This window comes from Paenibacillus sp. SZ31, assembly GCF_012912005.1.
In the GTDB taxonomy this organism is placed as follows: Bacteria; Bacillota; Bacilli; order Paenibacillales; family Paenibacillaceae; genus Paenibacillus.
In genome coordinates, this window is the sequence record NZ_JABBEA010000019.1 from 40952 (window position 1) to 60264 (window position 19313).

The following is a 19313-nucleotide window of genomic DNA, read 5'->3' on the forward strand; positions in this document are numbered from 1 at the left end:
TGAGTTGAATAAACTCACTCCAAACCCGTCGCCTTCGCTTCCTTCAGCACACCCGTCAGTGCATCATGGATTTTACCATTGCTGGCAACGACATGATTCACAGACAGTTGATAAGGCGTTCCGATCGTATCCGTTATCTTGCCGCCGGATTCCTCAACCAGCAGCGCACCTGCGGCAATATCCCAAGGTTTCAGTCCAACTTCGGTGTATGCGCTGAGACGTCCTGCCGCGACATATGCCAGATGAAGGGCGGCAGATCCGCCTGCACGCAAGTTACGAACTTGCGGAGCAAGAGCCTGCACAGCAGCCATATTCAGTGGCAACGCAAAGGTTGTGTCTGCCGGAAATCCAACCGCAATCAGGCTCTGAGCCAGTTCCTTTTCACCAGATACAAGCATCCGGTTTCCGTGGACATAGGCTCCTTTCCCTTTTTCCGCAACAAACAGTTCATCACGGGAAGGGTCGTATATTACGCCGACAATGACTTCACCATTGTGAGCCAATGCGATGGATACCGAATAAAACGGAAATCCGTGCACAAAGTTCGTCGTTCCATCCACAGGATCAACAATCCAGAGAAACTCTTCTTCCTCTGCCTCTTTCAGTGCTTTTGCCGAAGCTTCCGGTCCCGGTTCGACGCCTTCTTCACCCAGAATGGCATGGTGGGGAAAATGCGTGAGAATCAGACGGCGGATCATCTGCTCCGCTCCTTTATCCACTTCGGTCACCAGATCCTGGGGTGAATATTTGGTTCCAGGTTCAGTTACCGTCCCAAGACGGCTTTTGATCCATTCTCCAGCTTTGGAAGCTGCATTAATGGCAACGGCAGTATAGCTTTTGCTTGTCACGACATAAGGTATCTTTTCCTTCTCATTCAAAGCGTTCACTCTACTTTCTATATCAATCTACGAAAAGTTGAAATTCTTGTTAAAAGTATACGCCCGACAGGTCGTAAAGTTTCTCGTTGCCCAGGCCCCTTTTGGCACTACGGATGAATGATGACGGTAGACTCGTCCACCCACTCCACACCCTCTTCGTGATAGAATGCCAGCTTCTGCATCAGTTGCACAAGTGCCTCATCTTTGCGTTTAGCCTCGATCATCACGTCCAGCCTTGGGGTATCTGCTGCGATATGACGCAAGAAGTCGAGCACAGGCTCTACCTCTACACCATCAGCATGACCTCGCAGATCCTTCTCGCTCTTCGGACTGGACACATGGATTTTGGGTGGCAATGGCTGATCAGCTGGTGAGTCTGCCTGCGCGAGCGGTGACTCCCAAGTCTTCAGGATATCAGGCCACAGATCCCATGGCTGTTCACCCTCATTATTGACCCACTGGTGATGAATATCCAGCACCATGGGCAATCCCAAATGCTGGCTTACAGCGAGTGTCTCAGGCGCATTGAACGTTTTGTCATCATTTTCGAGTGTCAGCCGCTCCTGAATGTCCCGATCCAGCTTCAAAAAGTTTTCTTCAAAACGAAGCGCCGCCGAAGGCTTGTCCCCGTATGCACCACCAATATGTATATTGTTCTTGGCAGTCGCATTCAGACCCATAGCATCCAGCATCCGAACATGATGACGAAGGTCGCGAATTGAATTGTGCAAAACTTGCTCACGGGGTGTACTAAGTACGGTAAAATGATCCGGATGAAAGGATACACGCATATGATTCTCCTTCACAAAATCACCAATGGCCGCAAAGTCCTGCTTCAGTGCCGGAAACGGGTCCCAATCATTCAAGTCCTCGTGTGTCGCCAGTGGAATCAATTTGGATGAAAAGCGATATACATGAATATGACTACCCTTGTTGTGCCGGAGCAATCGTAGTGTATTATGCAGGTTCTCGGCTGCAATCCGTTCGAGCTTGCGGATGGCTGCTTCCCTGTCATCGATTTTGTTAAAACTGGACATGGTCATGGTCCGGGAAGGTGAGGCATTCTCAACAAGCACGGACATCGCCACATAACCAAAACGTACAAGCATGAATTTCTTCCTCTCTGTTAGGGCGGAAAACCTGCTCGGCATATTCAACCGTCAGGATGTACCGTCACTGTATATAACCAAGTTTTACCCTAAAAGAGTGACCATAATCGTATTTTCGCAAATCAGTCAATCTGACCCACACTCACAATCAATAACTATTCCTGAGCCTGCTCTCCAAAGAACATCTCATCCGCAAGCGCGGTCTGGATACGTGATTCTTCCTCGGTCAACTTGCGGATCAGTTGCATCTCCACTTCGGTTACCTCTTGCCCCTGGAAGTTGATTTCTGCAATGGAAACCACAATCTTCACGATGGCTACAGCCACGTTATCCGGTGTATAAGCAATGACTTTCTGCCCGGTAGGAAATACCCGGAAGCCCTGTTTAACCATTTTGCCGCGACCGTATTCAAGCAGTTCGAATAACTCTTGCTCACTCTTGAATTTGCATACGGAATTGAATTCAGTCTGAAATCCCATGCATACCCCTCCTGATCTTGTCGTCTCAGTCTACGCCTGTACACCGTTCTCGTAATTCAGTGCCTGCTTGCGGTTGTAACGCTCCAGCGCCAGCTCAATCATGCGGTCGAGCAGTTCAGCATAAGATACACCTGTCTCGCGCCACAGCAGTGGATACATGCTATACGGTGTGAAACCAGGCATGGTGTTGACTTCATTAATAAGTAATGCGCCGTCATTTTTCCGAATGAAGAAATCCGCACGGGAAATGCCGTTACCTTCAATCGCACGGAACGCCTGTAATGCTGCCTCGCGAATGCGATCTGCGGCCTCAGGGTCCAGTGGAGCCGGAATCAGCATCTGTGATTGACCATCAATATACTTGGCTGCATAGTCATAGTACTCACCTGAGGATACGATCTCGCCTGGAACGGAAGCCATTGGCTCGTCATTGCCAAGAACGCTGACTTCAACCTCGCGTGCTTCAACGAACTCCTCAATAACAACCTTCGTATCGTACCGAAGTGCGAACTCGACAGCTGTTTTCAGCTCATCGCGGTTACGCGCTTTGGAGATGCCCACGCTGGAGCCCAGATTAGCCGGTTTGATAAAACAAGGATATCCCAGCTGGTCTTCAACTTGCACGATCATTTCATGCTCTGTCTGCTTCCATTGTGTCACATTAAAATACGTAAAGGCACATTGATCAATGCCAGCCTGTGCGAACAGCTTCTTCATGACCACTTTGTCCATGCCACCAGCTGAAGCGAGTACACCTGCACCTACATATGGCATATCCGCCATCTCGAACATGCCCTGAATGGTACCATCTTCTCCAAACGTACCATGCAGCAGAGGGAACATGACGTCCAGCGCTTCCGCTCCGCCATACAAACGGCCAAACAGTGCGTTCAGTGCATCCTGAGTTCCGCCTGCCGATTGCTCCAACTTCAAATCTTCAATCTGCGCGAACGGCGCATGCATGACAGGTCCTTTTTTCCACGTACCCTGCTTGGAGATATAAAAAGGAACTAATTCATACTTCTCATAATCAAATGCGTTCGTTACAGCAAACGCCGTTTGCAGCGAAACCTCATGCTCGCCCGATTTTCCGCCGTACACGACGCCTACTTTTAATTTATCCATACTCATGCGTAACCTCCGATTATCTGTGCCTGATGCTGTCATCCTTGCATGCTCAGCACCCTTGTTATTCTACTTGCGTTACCTGATCTTATTTTACACGGAACTGGATGTCTGCGTCACCGCATCCCGAAAATCTTTCGTCATTAAAACTCGTCTGCAATATGAAAAAGCCGGTATACCGTCCGCTCCGTCCAAGCGTATGAATCCCGGTAATCCCAATATCGGTGACGGCTGCTAACCGTATGTGCGTTAACAAGAGGCATACCACCCGCATCAAACGCGGTTACAACGGTGCTATGCTGAAATCGCCCATCTCCGTCCCAATCATAGAGAATAACATCTCCCAGCATCAGCTGCTCCGGACGATCTACGACTGTCGCAGTCAGACCCCAGCTGCTGCCTGATAAATAACGCTCCAGACTATTGGAGACTGCCCAGCTGTAACTCCACATTTCGGAGCCATTCACATACCCTTTATACCACCAACCAGCTTCTCTTCTACCAGTATAGTGGATGGGTGCGCCCCCTGCAAAGAGACATTGGGACACGTAATTGGTGCAATCCACATCAAATTCCTCAAAGGCGGGATTCCCCGCATTCCACCATCGATCCGCATAGGCAACCGCCAGATCCCTGCGATATGCTTGCTGACGTGAGCTTCTGCCTTGACCCAAAACTTCCCGATTCAGCAGCGGCCGATTCATCGCCTGTACAAAATCGGCCTGTTGAAATGGACGTCCTTCCCCAGCGGGGCGACGCTCCGGCACTTCTCGCTCGACCCGTCCAATGATCCATCCACCACTCTGCCTCATAAAGGTTAACCGCTCCCGCTCAATCCGGTCCTCGCGGTGGGTGATCCCGCTCTTCTCGTAGAACAGTCTGCTGTACAATTGTACATCCACCACCGCTTCTTCCTGTCCATCCATAAGCGTGCGCACAAGCTTGGCGCTGGTCTCGCTGCGAAGAGGCACGGCGCGCCGCTTACGGTACCATTCGTCCAGCCTTGCCATACGCTCTCCCCGTTCCACCACGAAGTCAGGATCAGTAACGATCCGTTCGCTGGTCTGTGGACGGTAGTCGATCTCACAGCGATTGTACTGGTTCACGTAAGTATATAAGGCACTCTTCCATTCCCGTTCCAAGCCTATGTCCCCCTTTGTCATGAGTTCTGTCTGGAATATTTCATTGCATATATAAACTCCTACTATTCATATGAGAGGGTCTTCGGTTGTATGTACATAGCTCGGGATGAAGACTCTAAATTCGGCAAATACAGGTGCATGATATATCTTATTCCTTCTCGCTTCACGAAAACGCCTTCATTGGTTCAAAAGCTTGATTGAACAGGTAAAAAGCCCTTTACGTACGAAGGTGAAAACGGTATACTTAAAACTAAAGTTATGATTATGAAATTACGTTTCACCTGATGAAACTAACGAACGAGAACACGGAACGATGAAGGCCTGTTCTTCACCTAAATGAACGTTTTCTTCATCTCACCGACACATTCCAAGGAGGTACATGTATGTCAGCAAAGAATCATTTCTCCGCCGCTCGCAGTCTTGAGGTTGGAGGCAAGTCTTACCGCTACTACAGTCTCGATGCTCTTCAAGAAGGCGGCCACGGCGATCTTTCCAGGCTCCCTTTCTCCATTAAAGTGTTGCTTGAAGCAGCAATTCGTCAATTCGACGGACGTGCCATTACCGAAGAACACGTAAAACAACTGACCGGCTGGGCAGATGGCCGTGACAATAACAAGGAAATTCCATTCATCCCTGCACGTATCGTTCTGCAGGATTTCACCGGTGTACCGGTTGTCGTTGACCTCGCTGCAATGCGTGATACCGTGAAAAAAGCAGGCGGCGACCCGAAACAAATCAACCCACTCGTACCTGTCGATCTCGTTATCGACCACTCCGTCATGGTTGATGCATTCGGTACCAACGATGCACTTGATTACAATATCCAAGTCGAGTTCGAGCGTAATGAAGAGCGTTACCGCTTCTTGCGTTGGGCACAAACGGCATTCAACAACTTCCGTGCAGTTCCACCATCCACAGGGATCGTTCACCAGGTTAACTTGGAGTATCTGGCTTCCGTGGCGGCAACGAAAACAGTGGACGGCGAGACCGTTGTATTCCCGGATTCCCTCGTAGGTACAGACTCCCACACTACCATGATCAACGGACTTGGCGTTGTTGGTTGGGGTGTAGGTGGAATCGAGGCCGAAGCAGGCATGTTGGGTCAACCGCTTTATTTTGTAACACCAGACGTTATCGGTTTCAAACTGACAGGCAGCCTGAGCGAAGGCGCAACAGCAACGGATCTGGCACTCACCGTTACCCAATTGCTTCGTAAAAAAGGCGTTGTTGGTAAATTCGTTGAGTTCTATGGACCAGGCCTTGCCAACATCGGTCTGGCTGACCGTGCAACAGTAGCCAACATGGCACCTGAGTACGGCGCTACCATCGGTTTCTTCCCTGTCGATAGTGAAACATTGAACTATCTGCGCAGCACGGGTCGTCCTGACGAACAGGTAGAATTGGTTGAAGCTTACTACAAAGCTCAAGGCATGTTCCGTACTTCCAGCACCGTTGATCCTGAATTCACAGATGTGATTGAACTGGATCTCGGCTCTGTTGTACCAAGTCTTGCAGGACCAAAACGTCCACAGGATCGCATTGAGCTGACACAAATGAAAGAAAGCTTCAACAGCATCATCCGCACACCTGTAGATAAAGGCGGCTACGGTCTGAGCGATGAGAAAATTGAACAAAGCGTACCTGTGAAGCACCCGAACGGTTCCAACAGTGAACTGAAAGCAGGCGCTGTTGTGATCGCAGCGATCACAAGTTGTACGAACACTTCGAATCCAAGCGTTATGGTCGGAGCGGGACTGCTGGCGAAAAAAGCAGTTGAACGCGGCCTGACCAAACCAGGATATGTGAAAAGCAGTCTGACACCAGGTTCCCTTGTTGTTACCGAGTATCTGGAAAAAGCAGGCCTGATCACGTATCTCGACAAACTCGGATTCAACGTTGCCGGCTACGGTTGTGCAACATGCATCGGTAACTCCGGCCCACTGCCGGACGAAGTGAGCGAGGCTATTGCTGAGAACGATATGACCGTAGCGGCTGTATTGTCCGGTAACCGTAACTTCGAAGGCCGTGTGCATGCACAAGTTAAAGCCAACTACCTGGCATCTCCACCACTCGTTGTGGCATATGCACTTGCGGGTACAGTGAATATTGACTTTGAAACCGATCCAATCGGTTATGATACGAACAATGAGCCTGTGTTCCTGAAAGACCTCTGGCCTACCTCTGAGGAAATCAAGGATACCATCGCTAGTTCCCTGAACGCTCAGATGTTCCGCAACAAGTACGAGAACGTATTTACAGCTAATGAGCGTTGGAATGCGATTTCTGTACCGGAAGGTGAATTGTACGAGTGGGATCCGAACTCCACGTACATTCAGAATCCTCCGTTCTTCCAAGAGCTTGGCGACACGTTGAACGATATCGCAGATATCCGTTCTGCACGTGTTATGGCATTGCTTGCGGATTCCGTAACAACGGACCACATCTCGCCAGCAGGTAATATTGCAGCATCCAGCCCGGCTGGACTGTACCTGAAAGAGCATGGTGTTGAGCGCAAAGACTTCAACTCCTACGGTTCACGCCGTGGTAACCATGAAGTCATGATGCGAGGTACGTTCGCCAATATTCGTATTCGTAACCAGGTGGCTCCGGGCACCGAGGGTGGTATTACGAAGTACCTGCCAACAGACGAAGAAATGTCCATCTACGATGCTTCCATGAAGTATCAGGATGAAGGACAGAACCTGATCGTCATCGCTGGTAAAGAGTATGGTACAGGAAGCTCCCGTGACTGGGCGGCAAAAGGAACATTCCTGCTCGGCGTCAAAGCCGTTATCGCAGAAAGCTTCGAGCGGATTCACCGTAGTAACCTGGTCGGCATGGGTGTAATGCCATTGCAATTCCAGGAAGGTCACGGTTGGTCCAGCCTCGGCCTGAACGGACGTGAAACGTATGACATTACTGGCCTCAGCAATGATGTGAAGCCAGGACAAGAGTTGAAAGTAACTGTAACTCGTGAAGACGGTACACAGTTCGACTTCCCTGTTATCGCTCGTCTGGACAGCATGGTTGACGTGGATTACTACCATAACGGCGGTATCCTGCAAACCGTATTGCGTCAAATGATGAAAAAAGCTTAATGACATGAATCATTAATGTGATGAAGTTATACAAAAAGCTCCCAGTTACGTGTAATCAGCACGTGGCGGGGAGCTTTTTGACTTTGCTTTTCATAATGGGGATATGTTTAAAAATCAATCTTCAAGCCAACTTCCGAATCATCAGGTGGCTCAGCAATGCGATATATACCTCTGCAGTTTAATTTCTCTACGTTAATCCAGTCTACAAACTCATCTCCTCCGTAGCATCTTACAAAAACGGCATATTCCAGCTCACCCTCATAATTAATGGACTCCATGTATTCTGTGAATGGATGTTTCCCCTCTATACTCTGCAAAAAATCTGAAAATTCAATTCTCCACTCTTCCATCTTCTCTGCATATTGATCGGGGACATAATAGTAGAAACCATCTGGCGTATAGTGCGATATCTTCATTATCATCTGAAAGGCCTCCTATCAGCTTGTCGGGTAACGGTCTAGAGTTTTAAGATCTCTATACCTTCTTTTAGAAATGATGAGACAAGCGTATGATATTCAATTCCATGTGCTAATTCCTCTTTGGTTTTATGTATCAGATAGTAGGAATATTTCTGCATCAACTCATGCTCGTTTAACTCAATGGGAAGGTTAATAATCTCAACGTCTTCCGAATTAAAATGATACCGATACCCTCTTTCTGACCTTCCTACGTTCATCACTGTTTGGATGACCATTAATTCATCACGCGTGACACTATTTATTAAACCGGATCTTCTCTGTTCCATACCAAGTATGATCTCTTCACCCTGTTGATCAATCTTAGCCTTAACAATTTCGCTTTCAATTTGTATAATGGCTTTCATTGTTCCTGCTAGTTTTTTAGCTAATGAATACAATGTATGTCCTCCTTTTTTGTAAGGAATAGGTACTAACGCATCATCTCTACTCTACCTTATTGGCGATGTTCCTCGCAAAGTTCACTGATTCTATCCTAAATATTACACCTTACGAAACAGCAAAAAAACTCCCCGTAACGTGCAATCTGCACAGTGATGGAGAGCCTTTAGTTTCAGTATAAAAATGCTCGTTTTTGCTTAAAATTCAACTTCCTTTTAATGCCCAATGCCATTTCTTACACGTGACTTTCCTTAGAATTTAACTTCTTCGTCGTCACGCGGGATCCTCCTCCCACCAGCACCTTTTTCAGACCCATAGCCATAGTGAAAACAATATATCCAATCAAGCCGCCGAGCGTATTGAGCATCAGATCATCCACATCAAATATGCCCATGCCCGTCACTAACTGTGTCACTTCATAGCCCAGACTGAGCAGCAGAGACAGCAAGAGTACCTTTACGCCAGAGAATAACTTGTTGCCTGTTAACACAGGAATGAAGATGCCGAGTGGGATAAAAGCCAGTATATTGCCTACCAGGTGGATTGCGGTACCTGGACGATGTAAAGACAGGCTGTTCCAATCTCGTGAGATTTCCTGAAATGGCGTCAGGTTGACGGTTCGCGTATGGATCAGATCAGGTTGTTGCAAGAACGCCATAAGTCGATCCTTCACGATGCCAAAGTCGACTGAGCTTCCTTTGAACAGGATTAGCTTCGTCAACAGATATAAATAGATAATGAAAACGGCAATCCAAAGGATGTAATGTTTGCTTTTCTTCTGGTTGTTGTGCTTCATGTTGTTTTGCCTCCTTTGCGTTGCCTTGTTATTTCTTTACGGTGACAATGACGCCATCCATGTTATCTCCCGATATTTCAGTGTGGCCTTGCTCAGGTATGTAAACGGTCGTATCTTGGGTGACCCTATAATAGCGGATGTGATACTCCTCACCCTCTACTTCCACAGTAATGTTCTCTTTCTCTTTTAGCAAATCCAGATACTGTTCCAGCACCAGATTATTTTTATACATGACAGCACTGTGCGGCAGCCCTACATATCGAAAATGCCATGGTTCATACTGTATACCCGTGATGCGCACTTTATCCTTCGGGTAACGCAAAATAAATCCGTATTTCCATGCATTCTTCTCCAGCCAGGCTCCCTCTGGTGCTTCATTCATGGCAGCCAAGCTTGAACCAACATCCAGGGATAAGCCGAGATTGTGCTCACTGTGACCCGCAGGAAGTGCGTAGTCTGAACCCTTTTCACGAAATAACTCATCCTGCTTTTCAAAGTCCCTGTACCCGCTGCTGACGAGAAAATATCGGACTCCCTCTTCGCCTGCTGCTTCAACCATCTTCCGAAACTCCTGCGCCACCTGTCGTGATAACATGATTTTCTGATCCAGTATCCCATATCCACGAAGCAGATCATCCTCATGTGCCACATATACAATATCGGATTTAACCCCTTCCGGGTGAACGGGGTACTGCTTATCAACCAGTAACAAGTTTCCTTTATGTACCTGATCCTGAATATTTCCCGTGACAGATACGGTATAACCTGCAGGATTTTCACGCGTATTCTGAATCTCGATCGGCAATTCATTCTTCTGCTGAAGCCCTCCCGGTGATTGCGTAACGATATATCCGATCAAAATGATACATATCAAAAAGCCCCACTTCTTCATGCTTGTTCCTCCTTTTACCTCATACATCAAGGATAGACAACACAAGTTAAAGAAAAAGCAGGGCAATTTTAAAGTTTTTCTTAAATTTGACGTCGAACCTTATTGGAATACGGGCAAACGAACTTCGAATAACGTCCTTACCACATCGCTCTGAGCCGAGATCGTACCGTCATGCTGCTCCACTATATTGCGAGCGATAAACAGGCCGAGGCCTGTCCCACCCTCCTGAGGGGTCCTGGCACGATCTCCGGTGTAATACATATCGAAGATATGCGGTAATTCTTCCGGACGAATATGTCCACCATAGTTAATCACCTGAATGATGATCTGTTCTGCATCCCGATATCCGTTAATATCCACATACATGCCATCCTTGCCGTGTCGTGCAGCGTTAATCAGCAGATTCTCGAACACACGTGCCAGCAACTCGCCATCACCAGAGACCGTAAGGTCAGTGTCTATTTTTAATCGGGCGACTAGTTGGTTCTTTTCAAATACAGGATAGAGTTCCTCGTTCATCTGCTTCAGCAGCTCACTAAGATCCAACTGTATCTTGTTTATAGGCAACATGCCATAGTTCATGCGAGTAATTTCAAACAAATCATCAATCAGTTTCTCCAGACGTTGTGATTTGGTGAATGCAATCGCTGTAAAATGCCGAACCTGCTCCTCTGTCAGCTGATCATCCTTCATGAGCAGATCCAAATATCCAAGCACAGACGTCAGCGGTGTCCGCAGGTCATGCGCCAGATTGACGACAAGCTGGTCCTTACTATTTTCAGCAAAATCCCCTCGTTTCACCGCTTCCCTCAGCTTCTCACTTGCCAGATTCACATCCTCCGCAATCGTGCCTAACTCGTCCTTCGAGGAGATCTGCACACGATGCTGAAAGTCCCCATTGGCCAAATGCCTGATCCCTGTGGAAATGTCCTTGAAATACGTCGCGTAGGGTTTGGTAAACCAGAAGAAAAATAGAATGGCAAGAGGGATAAATAAGATCAGGAAGAAATAGATATCCCCGATACTTCTCATAAAATGACGATATTCAGCGAGCTGATCTTCTGCACGGACACCCGAATAATAGGCTTGCATAAGCTTATAAATCCCATAAGTGATTGCTCCAGAGGCAAGCATGCTTAACCCTAACAACATAATCATGGTTGTGCGAAAACTTCTTCGTTTAGTCATTAAACGTGTACCCCACGCCCCAGATGGTTTTAATAAACTTGTTCTTATTCACATCTTCTCCCAACTTTTTGCGCAGGGTGCGAATATGGACCATCACGGTATTCCCACTCTCATAATAGGCTTCTCCCCATACCTGTTCAAAAATATTTTCTGCACTGAACACCTGCTTGGGGTGGCTCGCGAGCAGATACAGAATGTCGAACTCCTTCGGTGTTAGTTCCACTGGTTTGCCATAGAGTGTAACGCGATGTTGATCTGGCGTGATGATGAGCCCGCCCTTCTCCAGAATGGAGCGCTGAACAGGCGCAGACTGGCTGAATTGCAGTGAACGACGTAATTGAGAGTTAACACGGGCAACAAGTTCCATCGGATTAAACGGTTTGGTCATATAATCATCCGCACCCATCACGAGTCCCGTAATTTTGTCCATATCTGACGTTTTGGCACTCAGGAAAATGATCGGTAAATGATGCTGCTCCCGAATTTTACGGGTCACCTCATACCCATCCATGCCAGGCATCATAATGTCCAGAATCGCCAAATCTATCGCTTGGGTCTGAACAGCTTGTACCGCCGCCTTCCCGTCAAAGGCCTTAACGATGTGATATCCTTCTTTTTGTAAATGTAAAGCAACCAGATCAGCGATCTCAACTTCATCGTCTGCGATCAGAATCGTAATTCGCTTCATTGCTTATTCCACTCCTATGTGTGATGCTGGGCATTATAACATATTTGAATCCAACAGATAAACCAATGAAAGGAATACATAGATATGAAACTTGAGCGTTTGTTAGCCATTGTAGTGCTGCTGATCAATCGTGGACGAGTACAAGCCAAAGACTTGGCAGATACGTTTGAAGTATCCATTCGGACCATCTATCGGGACATCGACACATTGGGCCAAGCTGGCATTCCGGTGGTGACGTATCAAGGGGCAAGTGGTGGCATTGGTTTGGCTGAGGGCTATCGTCTGGATCGAAACGTATTAACAGACAAGGACCTCGCTTCCATCGTCACGGCGCTGCGCAGTGTATCCACCTCTCATGCCAATGCGGCACGTGAGCTTCTGGTGGAAAAACTCAGCAGTATCGTGCCTGAAGCCAAGAATGATGATTTCCAGGCCAATACCAATCGTTTCATCGTTGATTATTCAACCTGGACGCATCCCGAAGCCCTACAAATCAAGCTTCAGCTTATCGAGCAGGGCATGGATCAATTACGCCCCGTCACCTTTACCTACTGCAGTGCGGAAGGTATCCATACTCACCGAACTGCCGACCCTCATACCATAGTACTCAAGAAGCATTCCTGGTACCTGTATGCCTTTTGCCACGAGCGGAATCAATTTCGCATGTTCAAGCTTGTGCGCATGCAAGATGTCACACTTGCTGATGAGCGCTTCGAGCGTAAAATAATTAACCCACAGGACAGACCCTGGCAACAAGAATGGACCCGTCCAGACAATCAGGCTGGGTTAACCATGAAATTCCATGCTCGCGTCCGTCATATTGCGGAAGAATGGTTTGGGATCGAGAACGTCATGCCTGATGGGACTGGGTATTATATCAGCCAGGCTGCTTTTCCAGAGGATGCGTGGTTATATGGGTTCATTCTGGGCTTCGGCGCAGATGTTGAGGTATTGGAACCGCAGCATATTCGAGACGAGATCTGCCGTATCGCCGAGCAAATTGTACAAAATTATATGCCTCAGACTCAAACCTGACAGACAGCTGTCCAGTTCCTCCCCGTATACTTCAGATATATTCAATCTGTACATATACAAGGAGGAATTAATCATGAACGTCACTGTATGTCAAAGCTGCGGCATGCCGCTCACAACCCCTGCCCAATTCGGAATGGAAGCAGATGGAAGCACAACCCGTGAGTACTGTATCTATTGTTACAAAGAGGGCAAGTTCGAGCAGCCCGGTATTTCACTCGAAGGCATGACAGAGATGTGCACTGCCATTCTGAAGGACGAGGGCATGGATGAAGAATCGGCTCGTTCGATGCTGCGTAACCAGCTTCCTTTTTTGAAACGTTGGCGCACGAATACAACAGATCAGCATGCAAATTCTCTGACGGAGAACTCAGCTGCTGCTACTCATCCGGGTCAGGTAACAACAGATCGTTCGTTCTCGACCCAGCCCATTCGTTATGTCACACTCCCCGGCAAACGTCTTGCCGGCGTATCTGCCCGCACAACCAATGCCATTGAGATCAGTGGCAAAGGCTGTATTCAGGGACTCTGGAACAATTATTTTGCCTCAGAGCACCTCCCTGCACCGGAAGCTGCTCGCTATGGCTGTTACGCAGATTACACCGATGGCATTACCGGAGAGTACACCATACTAGTGGGGCATGAGGCCAGCTCTGATGAAACATTACCTGAAGGATTGAATGACATTCTGCTCCCTCCTGCAACTTACGCCGTATTCACTTCCAGAAAAGGACCGATGGCAGAAGTTGTTGGCGAAGCTTGGGGAACCGTGTGGGCATGGGACAAACAAAGCGACAGGACCTTCACAGGAGATTTTGAGTTGTATGATGAACGCAGCTTGAATCCCGAAAGTGTACAAGTGGATATATACATCGCTGTTCGCCAAACTAGATAAAGAGTAAGATATACATCTCAGACAGAATCAAAGTTAATTCGCATCCTTCTTCATATCACATCAGCTGCCGAGTTTGCTCGGCGGTTTTTTGTTATATCCGGAACTATATTACCATCGAAACAACCCGACCATGGTACCAAGTTAGTTAGCATGCTTTGCATCATTTAACCAGATAATATGCCTCATATGCCGGTACCATTGACTTCCTTAGAATTGGGACTATTCGCATAACAACCGATTCGATCCTCCCATATCAAACCTCTCATATCAGGTCCTTTCCTCCTGAATTTCCCTAAAAACGTTTACATCTCCTTAAAACCGGGTAAAATCACTACAATCCAATTGGAATTACATTCTAAAGTCATCTATTTCGTCTAACAAGTCATATGTACCTATATGCGCACCTGGCAACATAACCAGTCGAAATACATAATTCAAAAAAACGCATCAAAGGAGGAACCAAGATGATCCGCATGCCTATTCAGCAAATGATCCCGTACCATCACCAATATCCGCGCAACACGGCGACCACTGCTCCTAAAAAGGAGAATGAGAACACTCAAGGTCTATCCTTTCATGAAATTTTACAGCAAAAAATGGCGAAGAAAAACGCTTCTCCTTCCCTTCGATAAAAAATGAACACCGGCCGATTGCCAGTCCGGTTATCGACCGTCTTTCCGCAGCTTGGCGGAAGGGCGGTTATTGGCGTTGAGCAATAAACGACTGTACAGTCCTCAGCCATGTTTCTATAATGATTACAATATCTACTGAGATCCATGACATATCCGAACTGTAAAAGGGGAATTAGCCTATGATCACCATTGGTTGTTTTCACGCTCACTATTCCAACATCGCATTGATTGAGGAGGCGCTTGCTCCTTATGACGTTGAATTGGTCCATTACGTCGATCCAGGTCTGGATCGTCTTAAACATGACGCCGACTTTTCCGATGTCGTCATTCACGAGAAAGTAGCCCAGACGCTCCACTGGATCGCCGAGTGTCATGCAGATGCCATTCTGGTCACGTGTACCCTCTTTGCGACAGTACTGGAGCAGGAAGCCACACAGGTCCCTGTGCCTGTGATCGGCATAGATGATCCGTTATTGCAGGAGATGCGGCGAGTACCGGGAGAGTACATCATCATGTTCACCAACCCTGCAACCGTTGAAGGAACGATGGCACGGGTAAATGAGGCATTACAGCAAGAGGATGAGAGTGGGCAATTTTACGTTGCCAATGTATCTAAGACGGAGGCCGTGTGCATCCCGGGGACATTTGAGTTGATTATGCGTGGAGATCAGAAAGGGTACCTCGAAGCGGTACGTGAAGGCTTACAACAGATTGCTGAACAGTATCTGGGTAAAAGGGTAATCGCAGCCCAGCTTTCTATGGCTCCCGCTGCTGCACAGGTTGCAACAGATACGGGCTTGGCAATCCATAGCCCGCTGGCATTGCTTGCAACGTATTTGGAGAAGAATTTGGGCGTGGCTCCGCAATGAAACCACTTACTAACTAACACCACTAATTAACGAGGTGAACTAATATGCGTTTCCTCTATATTATAGTACTATTCATAGTGGGTTTTTCCTGTTCTGCATTTCTATATGGAGGAGCTCCTAAACTCAGTGACGCCCTCCTATTTGTTATCGCAGGTATTCTGTATAAGATATGGACACAGAACAATCATAAAGCTAATTCTGAAGAACATGGAGAGCGCTAGCCTAGTTTAAAATAAACTCATGTCACAGCAAAAAAAGCCGTTCTTCTCTGCAATGACAGAGAGGGACGGCTTTATCTCTATTTCAGACTGCCCAGCTTACGCTGTAGTGACGCCTAGGAACGTGTTCGATATTCCTCTGCCTTTTCCTGCATGCCCGCTGCTACAGCCTCATGATCAGACAATCCTTTGTCCGCTGCAAAGGCACGAATGTCCTGCGTAATGCGCATGCTACAGAACTTCGGTCCGCACATGGAACAGAAATGAGCTTCTTTGGCCCCTTCTGCCGGCAGCGTCTCATCATGGTAGGATAATGCCCGTTCCGGGTCCAGAGACAGATTGAATTGGTCCCTCCAGCGGAACTCGAAGCGCGCCTTGGACAATGCATCATCTCGGCGTTGAGCACGTGGATGGCCTTTCGCCAGATCGGCGGCATGAGCAGCGATCTTGTAGGCGATAACCCCTTCGCGCACATCATCCTTGTTGGGCAGGCCCAGATGTTCTTTAGGCGTAACATAACAGAGCATGGACGTGCCGAACCAGCCAATCATGGCCGCCCCAATGGCGGACGTGATGTGATCGTATCCTGGCGCAATGTCGGTCGTTAGCGGCCCAAGTGTGTAGAACGGTGCTTCTTTGCAGATCTCCATCTGCAAGTCCACATTCTCCTTGATCTTATGCATCGGCACATGCCCCGGACCTTCGATCATCACCTGCACATCATGCTTCCACGCGATCTGCGTCAGCTCCCCGAGCGTAGCCAGTTCCGCCATCTGCGCTTCATCGTTGGCATCGTAGATACTGCCTGGACGAAGTCCATCTCCCAGTGAGAACGCCACATCATACCTTTTCATAATCTCGCAGATTTCTTCAAAATGGGTGTACAAAAAATTCTCCTGATGATGCGCAAGGCACCATGCTGCCATAATGGACCCGCCTCGAGACACAATGCCTGTCATTCGCTTGGCGGTCATCGGGATATAACGCAACAGCACGCCTGCATGAATCGTAAAGTAGTCCACGCCCTGCTCTGCCTGCTCAATGAGCGTGTCACGGTACAACTCCCAGGTCAGCGCTTCCGCTTCGCCATTCACCTTCTCCAGCGCCTGATAGAGCGGCACCGTACCAATCGGCACAGGTGAATTGCGGATAATCCACTCCCGGGTGGTATGAATGTTTTTGCCTGTGGACAGATCCATCACCGTATCCGATCCCCAGCGTACCGCCCAAGTCATCTTCTCAACCTCTTCCTCGATGGAGGAAGATACGGCAGAGTTACCTATGTTGGCATTGATCTTCACGTGAAAATGACGACCGATCAACATCGGCTCACTCTCCGGGTGATTGATGTTGGATGGCAGAATGGCCCGTCCACTCGCCAGCTCCTGCCGCACAAATTCCGGTTCCACGCCTTCACGAATGGCGGCGAATTCCATCTCTGCCGTAATGACTCCCTGCCTCGCGTAGTGCATCTGAGTCACGCAGCGTTCTGGCTGTGCCCGCAGCGGTTTGCCTCGTAATCCGGGGTACTCTTCAGCGCCAGCTCTCTTCCCTCCGGGCTTCAGTCCGTTATCCTCCGGTTTAACTGTACGGCCTTGGTAAGCTTCGACATCGCCACGCTCAGTGATCCAACGGGTGCGCAGAGCTGGTAGACCTGCACGGATATCCGCATGAAATGCAGGATCGGTCATGGGGCCGCTCGTATCGTAGACACGCAGCGGTTCGTTATGCTCCACCCCTTGGGGAGTATTCGTGTCATGAAGGGCTATCTCACGCTCCGGAACAGCAATGTCCGGCCGTGAGCCCTGAATGTAGACTTTGCGGCTACCGGGAAAGGGCTGAACCCGTCCGGCCGCTCCTATTTCTTTTTCCACCGGCTGACCATTATGTTCCTGTTCCATCGCTTGTTGTCCCGTTTGATTTCCTGTACTCATGTTCCCTTGTCTCCTCCTTAGTGTACATTCGCTTGGTTTGGTTGGTATCATCATTAGCTTGGTTACTTACCCGTTCCAAATCATGCGCAATGCAGAGAAGAAAGAGCGATCCTACGCCAGACCAGAGGAGACATCATTCATGTACAGTTAACAACAGAACGGAGGTTACCACAGATCATGGATCTATGGTGACTTCTCTCTTCATCCAAGCCCACTTTCGCAGGTTATTGAAAAAGAAGCCCATAAAATCCGCGCTATATCGCCCGTTCACTGTATATAAAAAAGCCGGTCCCCGAAGGAACCGACTTTTAATGTCCATCACCAATAATGCACCTTCATGCAGCTCCTTAACGGAGACTACAAGGGTCACATCATGTGGTGGTTGTGGTCATATCGCCGATTACTTCCCTACGCTGGTATGATCCAGATCAGGTGCAAAGGGTCCGGAATCTCATGCGATTCCGTCTCAGTCCGGACAATTCGGACTCCCCCAGTAACGTTAACAAGTTGCGGCATACACATGCCGCCGTTCATATTCAATGAAGCTGGCCCCGCTGGGCCGTCCATAACAGAGTAGCGCAACCGGAACATAAAAACAACCTTTATATTCCAAATGATCAACTCCATTGGAGACGAACCTTACATCAACATCAGGATAACATGAGCCCCATCTGCGTAGCTGCTTCCTTTAATACAGGCGCATATTCATGCAATGTTTCCTGCGAAAGTCGACTGACAGGCCCTGAGACCGAGAGGGCAGCTGCAATATTGCCTCTACGATCCATAATCGGTACCGATACCGCGGCAGCCCCCGGCTCACGTTCCTCATAACTTGTGGCATATCCGTTATCCCGGATGTCTCCCATCTGCGCCAAATACACCGCCGGATCAATAAACACCGGCCATTCTGGCCCGTTCATCAGTTCTTCACGGTCATCGTCCGTGGCAAACGCCATCAAGACTTTGCTGGAAGCTCCTACAGACAACGGGAGTCTAACGCCGACGGGAGCGACACGGCGGATCGCCTGATCACTTTGCACAGCCTGAATCCGAATCCGTTCACTGCCATCACGCAGATACAGACTTACCGTCTCCCCCAATCGATCTCTCAGTCGTTCCATCGCAGGCAGCAATAGAATAGCCGGATCATCACTGCGGGACATATGAGCTGAAAGCTCCCAGATTCGGATGCCAAGTCGGTACTTCTCCGTTGCCGCATCCCGGATGACAAATCCTCGATCCTCCAGCGTCGCCATCAGGCGATGCACTGTACTTTTGTGCAAACCAATCTGGCTGGCAATTTCGGTGAGTCCCAGATCACTGCGTGTGGTAAAACATAATAATATATCCAGCGCCCGTTCCACAGCCCGGACGGTTAACTTTCGATCTTCCATGGCATAATGCCCTCCTCATGTTTCATCACATGAAACTTGGTTACATAAATTATATGAGAAACGGTCTCATCTGTAAACCAAAAAGAG

18 protein-coding genes and 1 riboswitch are annotated in these 19313 nt (G+C 48.4%); of the genes, 5 read left to right on the forward strand and 13 right to left on the reverse strand.

The genetic code is table 11. From position 1 onward, the window contains the following. Positions 1-14: 14 nt before the first annotated feature. From HF638_RS25180 to HF638_RS25200, 5 genes are all read right to left on the reverse strand, one after another. Complete coding sequence (locus HF638_RS25180; RefSeq protein ID WP_211175785.1) at positions 15-878, reverse strand: inositol monophosphatase family protein; 864 nt, start codon at positions 876-878, stop codon at positions 15-17. 107 nt (positions 879-985) lie between these two features. Beyond that, a complete protein-coding gene (uvsE, locus tag HF638_RS25185) occupies positions 986-1987 on the reverse strand; it encodes a UV DNA damage repair endonuclease UvsE (protein ID WP_169482742.1) in 1002 nt (333 codons plus the stop codon). Positions 1988-2142: 155 nt separating this feature from the next. Beyond that, the gene (locus HF638_RS25190; RefSeq protein WP_062837611.1) at positions 2143-2466 is read right to left on the reverse strand and encodes a hypothetical protein; all 324 of its coding nucleotides are present in this window, start codon (positions 2464-2466) and stop codon (positions 2143-2145) included. A 30-nt stretch (positions 2467-2496) separates the two neighbouring features. Then, the gene (locus HF638_RS25195; RefSeq protein ID WP_169482743.1) at positions 2497-3597 is read right to left on the reverse strand and encodes a D-alanine--D-alanine ligase; all 1101 of its coding nucleotides are present in this window, start codon (positions 3595-3597) and stop codon (positions 2497-2499) included. 137 nt (positions 3598-3734) lie between these two features. Next, complete coding sequence (locus tag HF638_RS25200) at positions 3735-4733, reverse strand: amidase domain-containing protein (RefSeq protein WP_481856175.1); 999 nt, start codon at positions 4731-4733, stop codon at positions 3735-3737. Positions 4734-5116: 383 nt separating this feature from the next. On the opposite strand from HF638_RS25200, the gene acnA reads away from it, so the two are divergent. Then, entirely contained in the window at positions 5117-7831 is a 2715-nt protein-coding gene (gene acnA, locus HF638_RS25205; protein ID WP_169482744.1) for an aconitate hydratase AcnA, read from the forward strand. Positions 7832-7938: 107 nt separating this feature from the next. Here the strand turns inward: acnA and HF638_RS25210 are convergent, their stop codons facing one another. The 6 genes from HF638_RS25210 to HF638_RS25235 all read right to left on the reverse strand — a co-directional run bounded on the left by HF638_RS25210 (position 7939) and on the right by HF638_RS25235 (position 12252). After that, entirely contained in the window at positions 7939-8253 is a 315-nt protein-coding gene (locus HF638_RS25210; RefSeq protein WP_169482745.1) for a hypothetical protein, read from the reverse strand. A 35-nt stretch (positions 8254-8288) separates the two neighbouring features. Beyond that, positions 8289-8687, reverse strand: coding sequence for a hypothetical protein (locus tag HF638_RS25215; RefSeq protein ID WP_169482746.1), 399 nt, complete (start codon positions 8685-8687; stop codon positions 8289-8291). A gap of 236 nt (positions 8688-8923) precedes the next feature. Next, complete coding sequence (locus HF638_RS25220; protein WP_169482747.1) at positions 8924-9484, reverse strand: VanZ family protein; 561 nt, start codon at positions 9482-9484, stop codon at positions 8924-8926. 28 nt (positions 9485-9512) lie between these two features. Continuing rightward, positions 9513-10376, reverse strand: coding sequence for a M15 family metallopeptidase (locus HF638_RS25225; protein ID WP_169482748.1), 864 nt, complete (start codon positions 10374-10376; stop codon positions 9513-9515). 99 nt (positions 10377-10475) lie between these two features. Next, the gene (locus HF638_RS25230) at positions 10476-11564 is read right to left on the reverse strand and encodes a HAMP domain-containing sensor histidine kinase (protein ID WP_169482749.1); all 1089 of its coding nucleotides are present in this window, start codon (positions 11562-11564) and stop codon (positions 10476-10478) included. Further along, complete coding sequence (locus HF638_RS25235) at positions 11557-12252, reverse strand: response regulator transcription factor (RefSeq protein WP_169482750.1); 696 nt, start codon at positions 12250-12252, stop codon at positions 11557-11559. Before HF638_RS25235 ends, HF638_RS25230 begins: the two co-directional genes overlap by 8 nt. A gap of 84 nt (positions 12253-12336) precedes the next feature. On the opposite strand from HF638_RS25235, the gene HF638_RS25240 reads away from it, so the two are divergent. The 4 genes from HF638_RS25240 to HF638_RS25255 all read left to right on the forward strand — a co-directional run bounded on the left by HF638_RS25240 (position 12337) and on the right by HF638_RS25255 (position 15680). Next, on the forward strand, positions 12337-13287 hold the full coding sequence (locus HF638_RS25240) for a helix-turn-helix transcriptional regulator (RefSeq protein ID WP_169482751.1): 951 nt from the start codon (positions 12337-12339) through the stop codon (positions 13285-13287). Between the two features lie 73 nt (positions 13288-13360). Continuing rightward, positions 13361-14179 (forward strand): zinc ribbon domain-containing protein, encoded by an 819-nt coding sequence (locus HF638_RS25245; protein WP_169482752.1) that lies wholly within the window; start codon positions 13361-13363, stop codon positions 14177-14179. A 464-nt stretch (positions 14180-14643) separates the two neighbouring features. Continuing rightward, complete coding sequence (locus HF638_RS25250; protein ID WP_017690769.1) at positions 14644-14811, forward strand: hypothetical protein; 168 nt, start codon at positions 14644-14646, stop codon at positions 14809-14811. A 179-nt stretch (positions 14812-14990) separates the two neighbouring features. Continuing rightward, positions 14991-15680 carry an aspartate/glutamate racemase family protein gene (locus HF638_RS25255; RefSeq protein WP_169482753.1) on the forward strand — a complete coding sequence of 230 codons (690 nt, stop codon included), beginning with the start codon at positions 14991-14993 and terminating at the stop codon, positions 15678-15680. A 334-nt stretch (positions 15681-16014) separates the two neighbouring features. On the opposite strand, the gene thiC is transcribed toward HF638_RS25255, so the two are convergent. Next, positions 16015-17799 carry a phosphomethylpyrimidine synthase ThiC gene (gene thiC / locus HF638_RS25260; protein WP_248278268.1) on the reverse strand — a complete coding sequence of 595 codons (1785 nt, stop codon included), beginning with the start codon at positions 17797-17799 and terminating at the stop codon, positions 16015-16017. A 421-nt stretch (positions 17800-18220) separates the two neighbouring features. Continuing rightward, positions 18221-18334: riboswitch (TPP riboswitch) on the reverse strand. Between the two features lie 148 nt (positions 18335-18482). Then, complete coding sequence (locus tag HF638_RS25265) at positions 18483-19226, reverse strand: IclR family transcriptional regulator (protein ID WP_169482754.1); 744 nt, start codon at positions 19224-19226, stop codon at positions 18483-18485. Between the last annotated feature and the right edge of the window lie 87 nt (positions 19227-19313).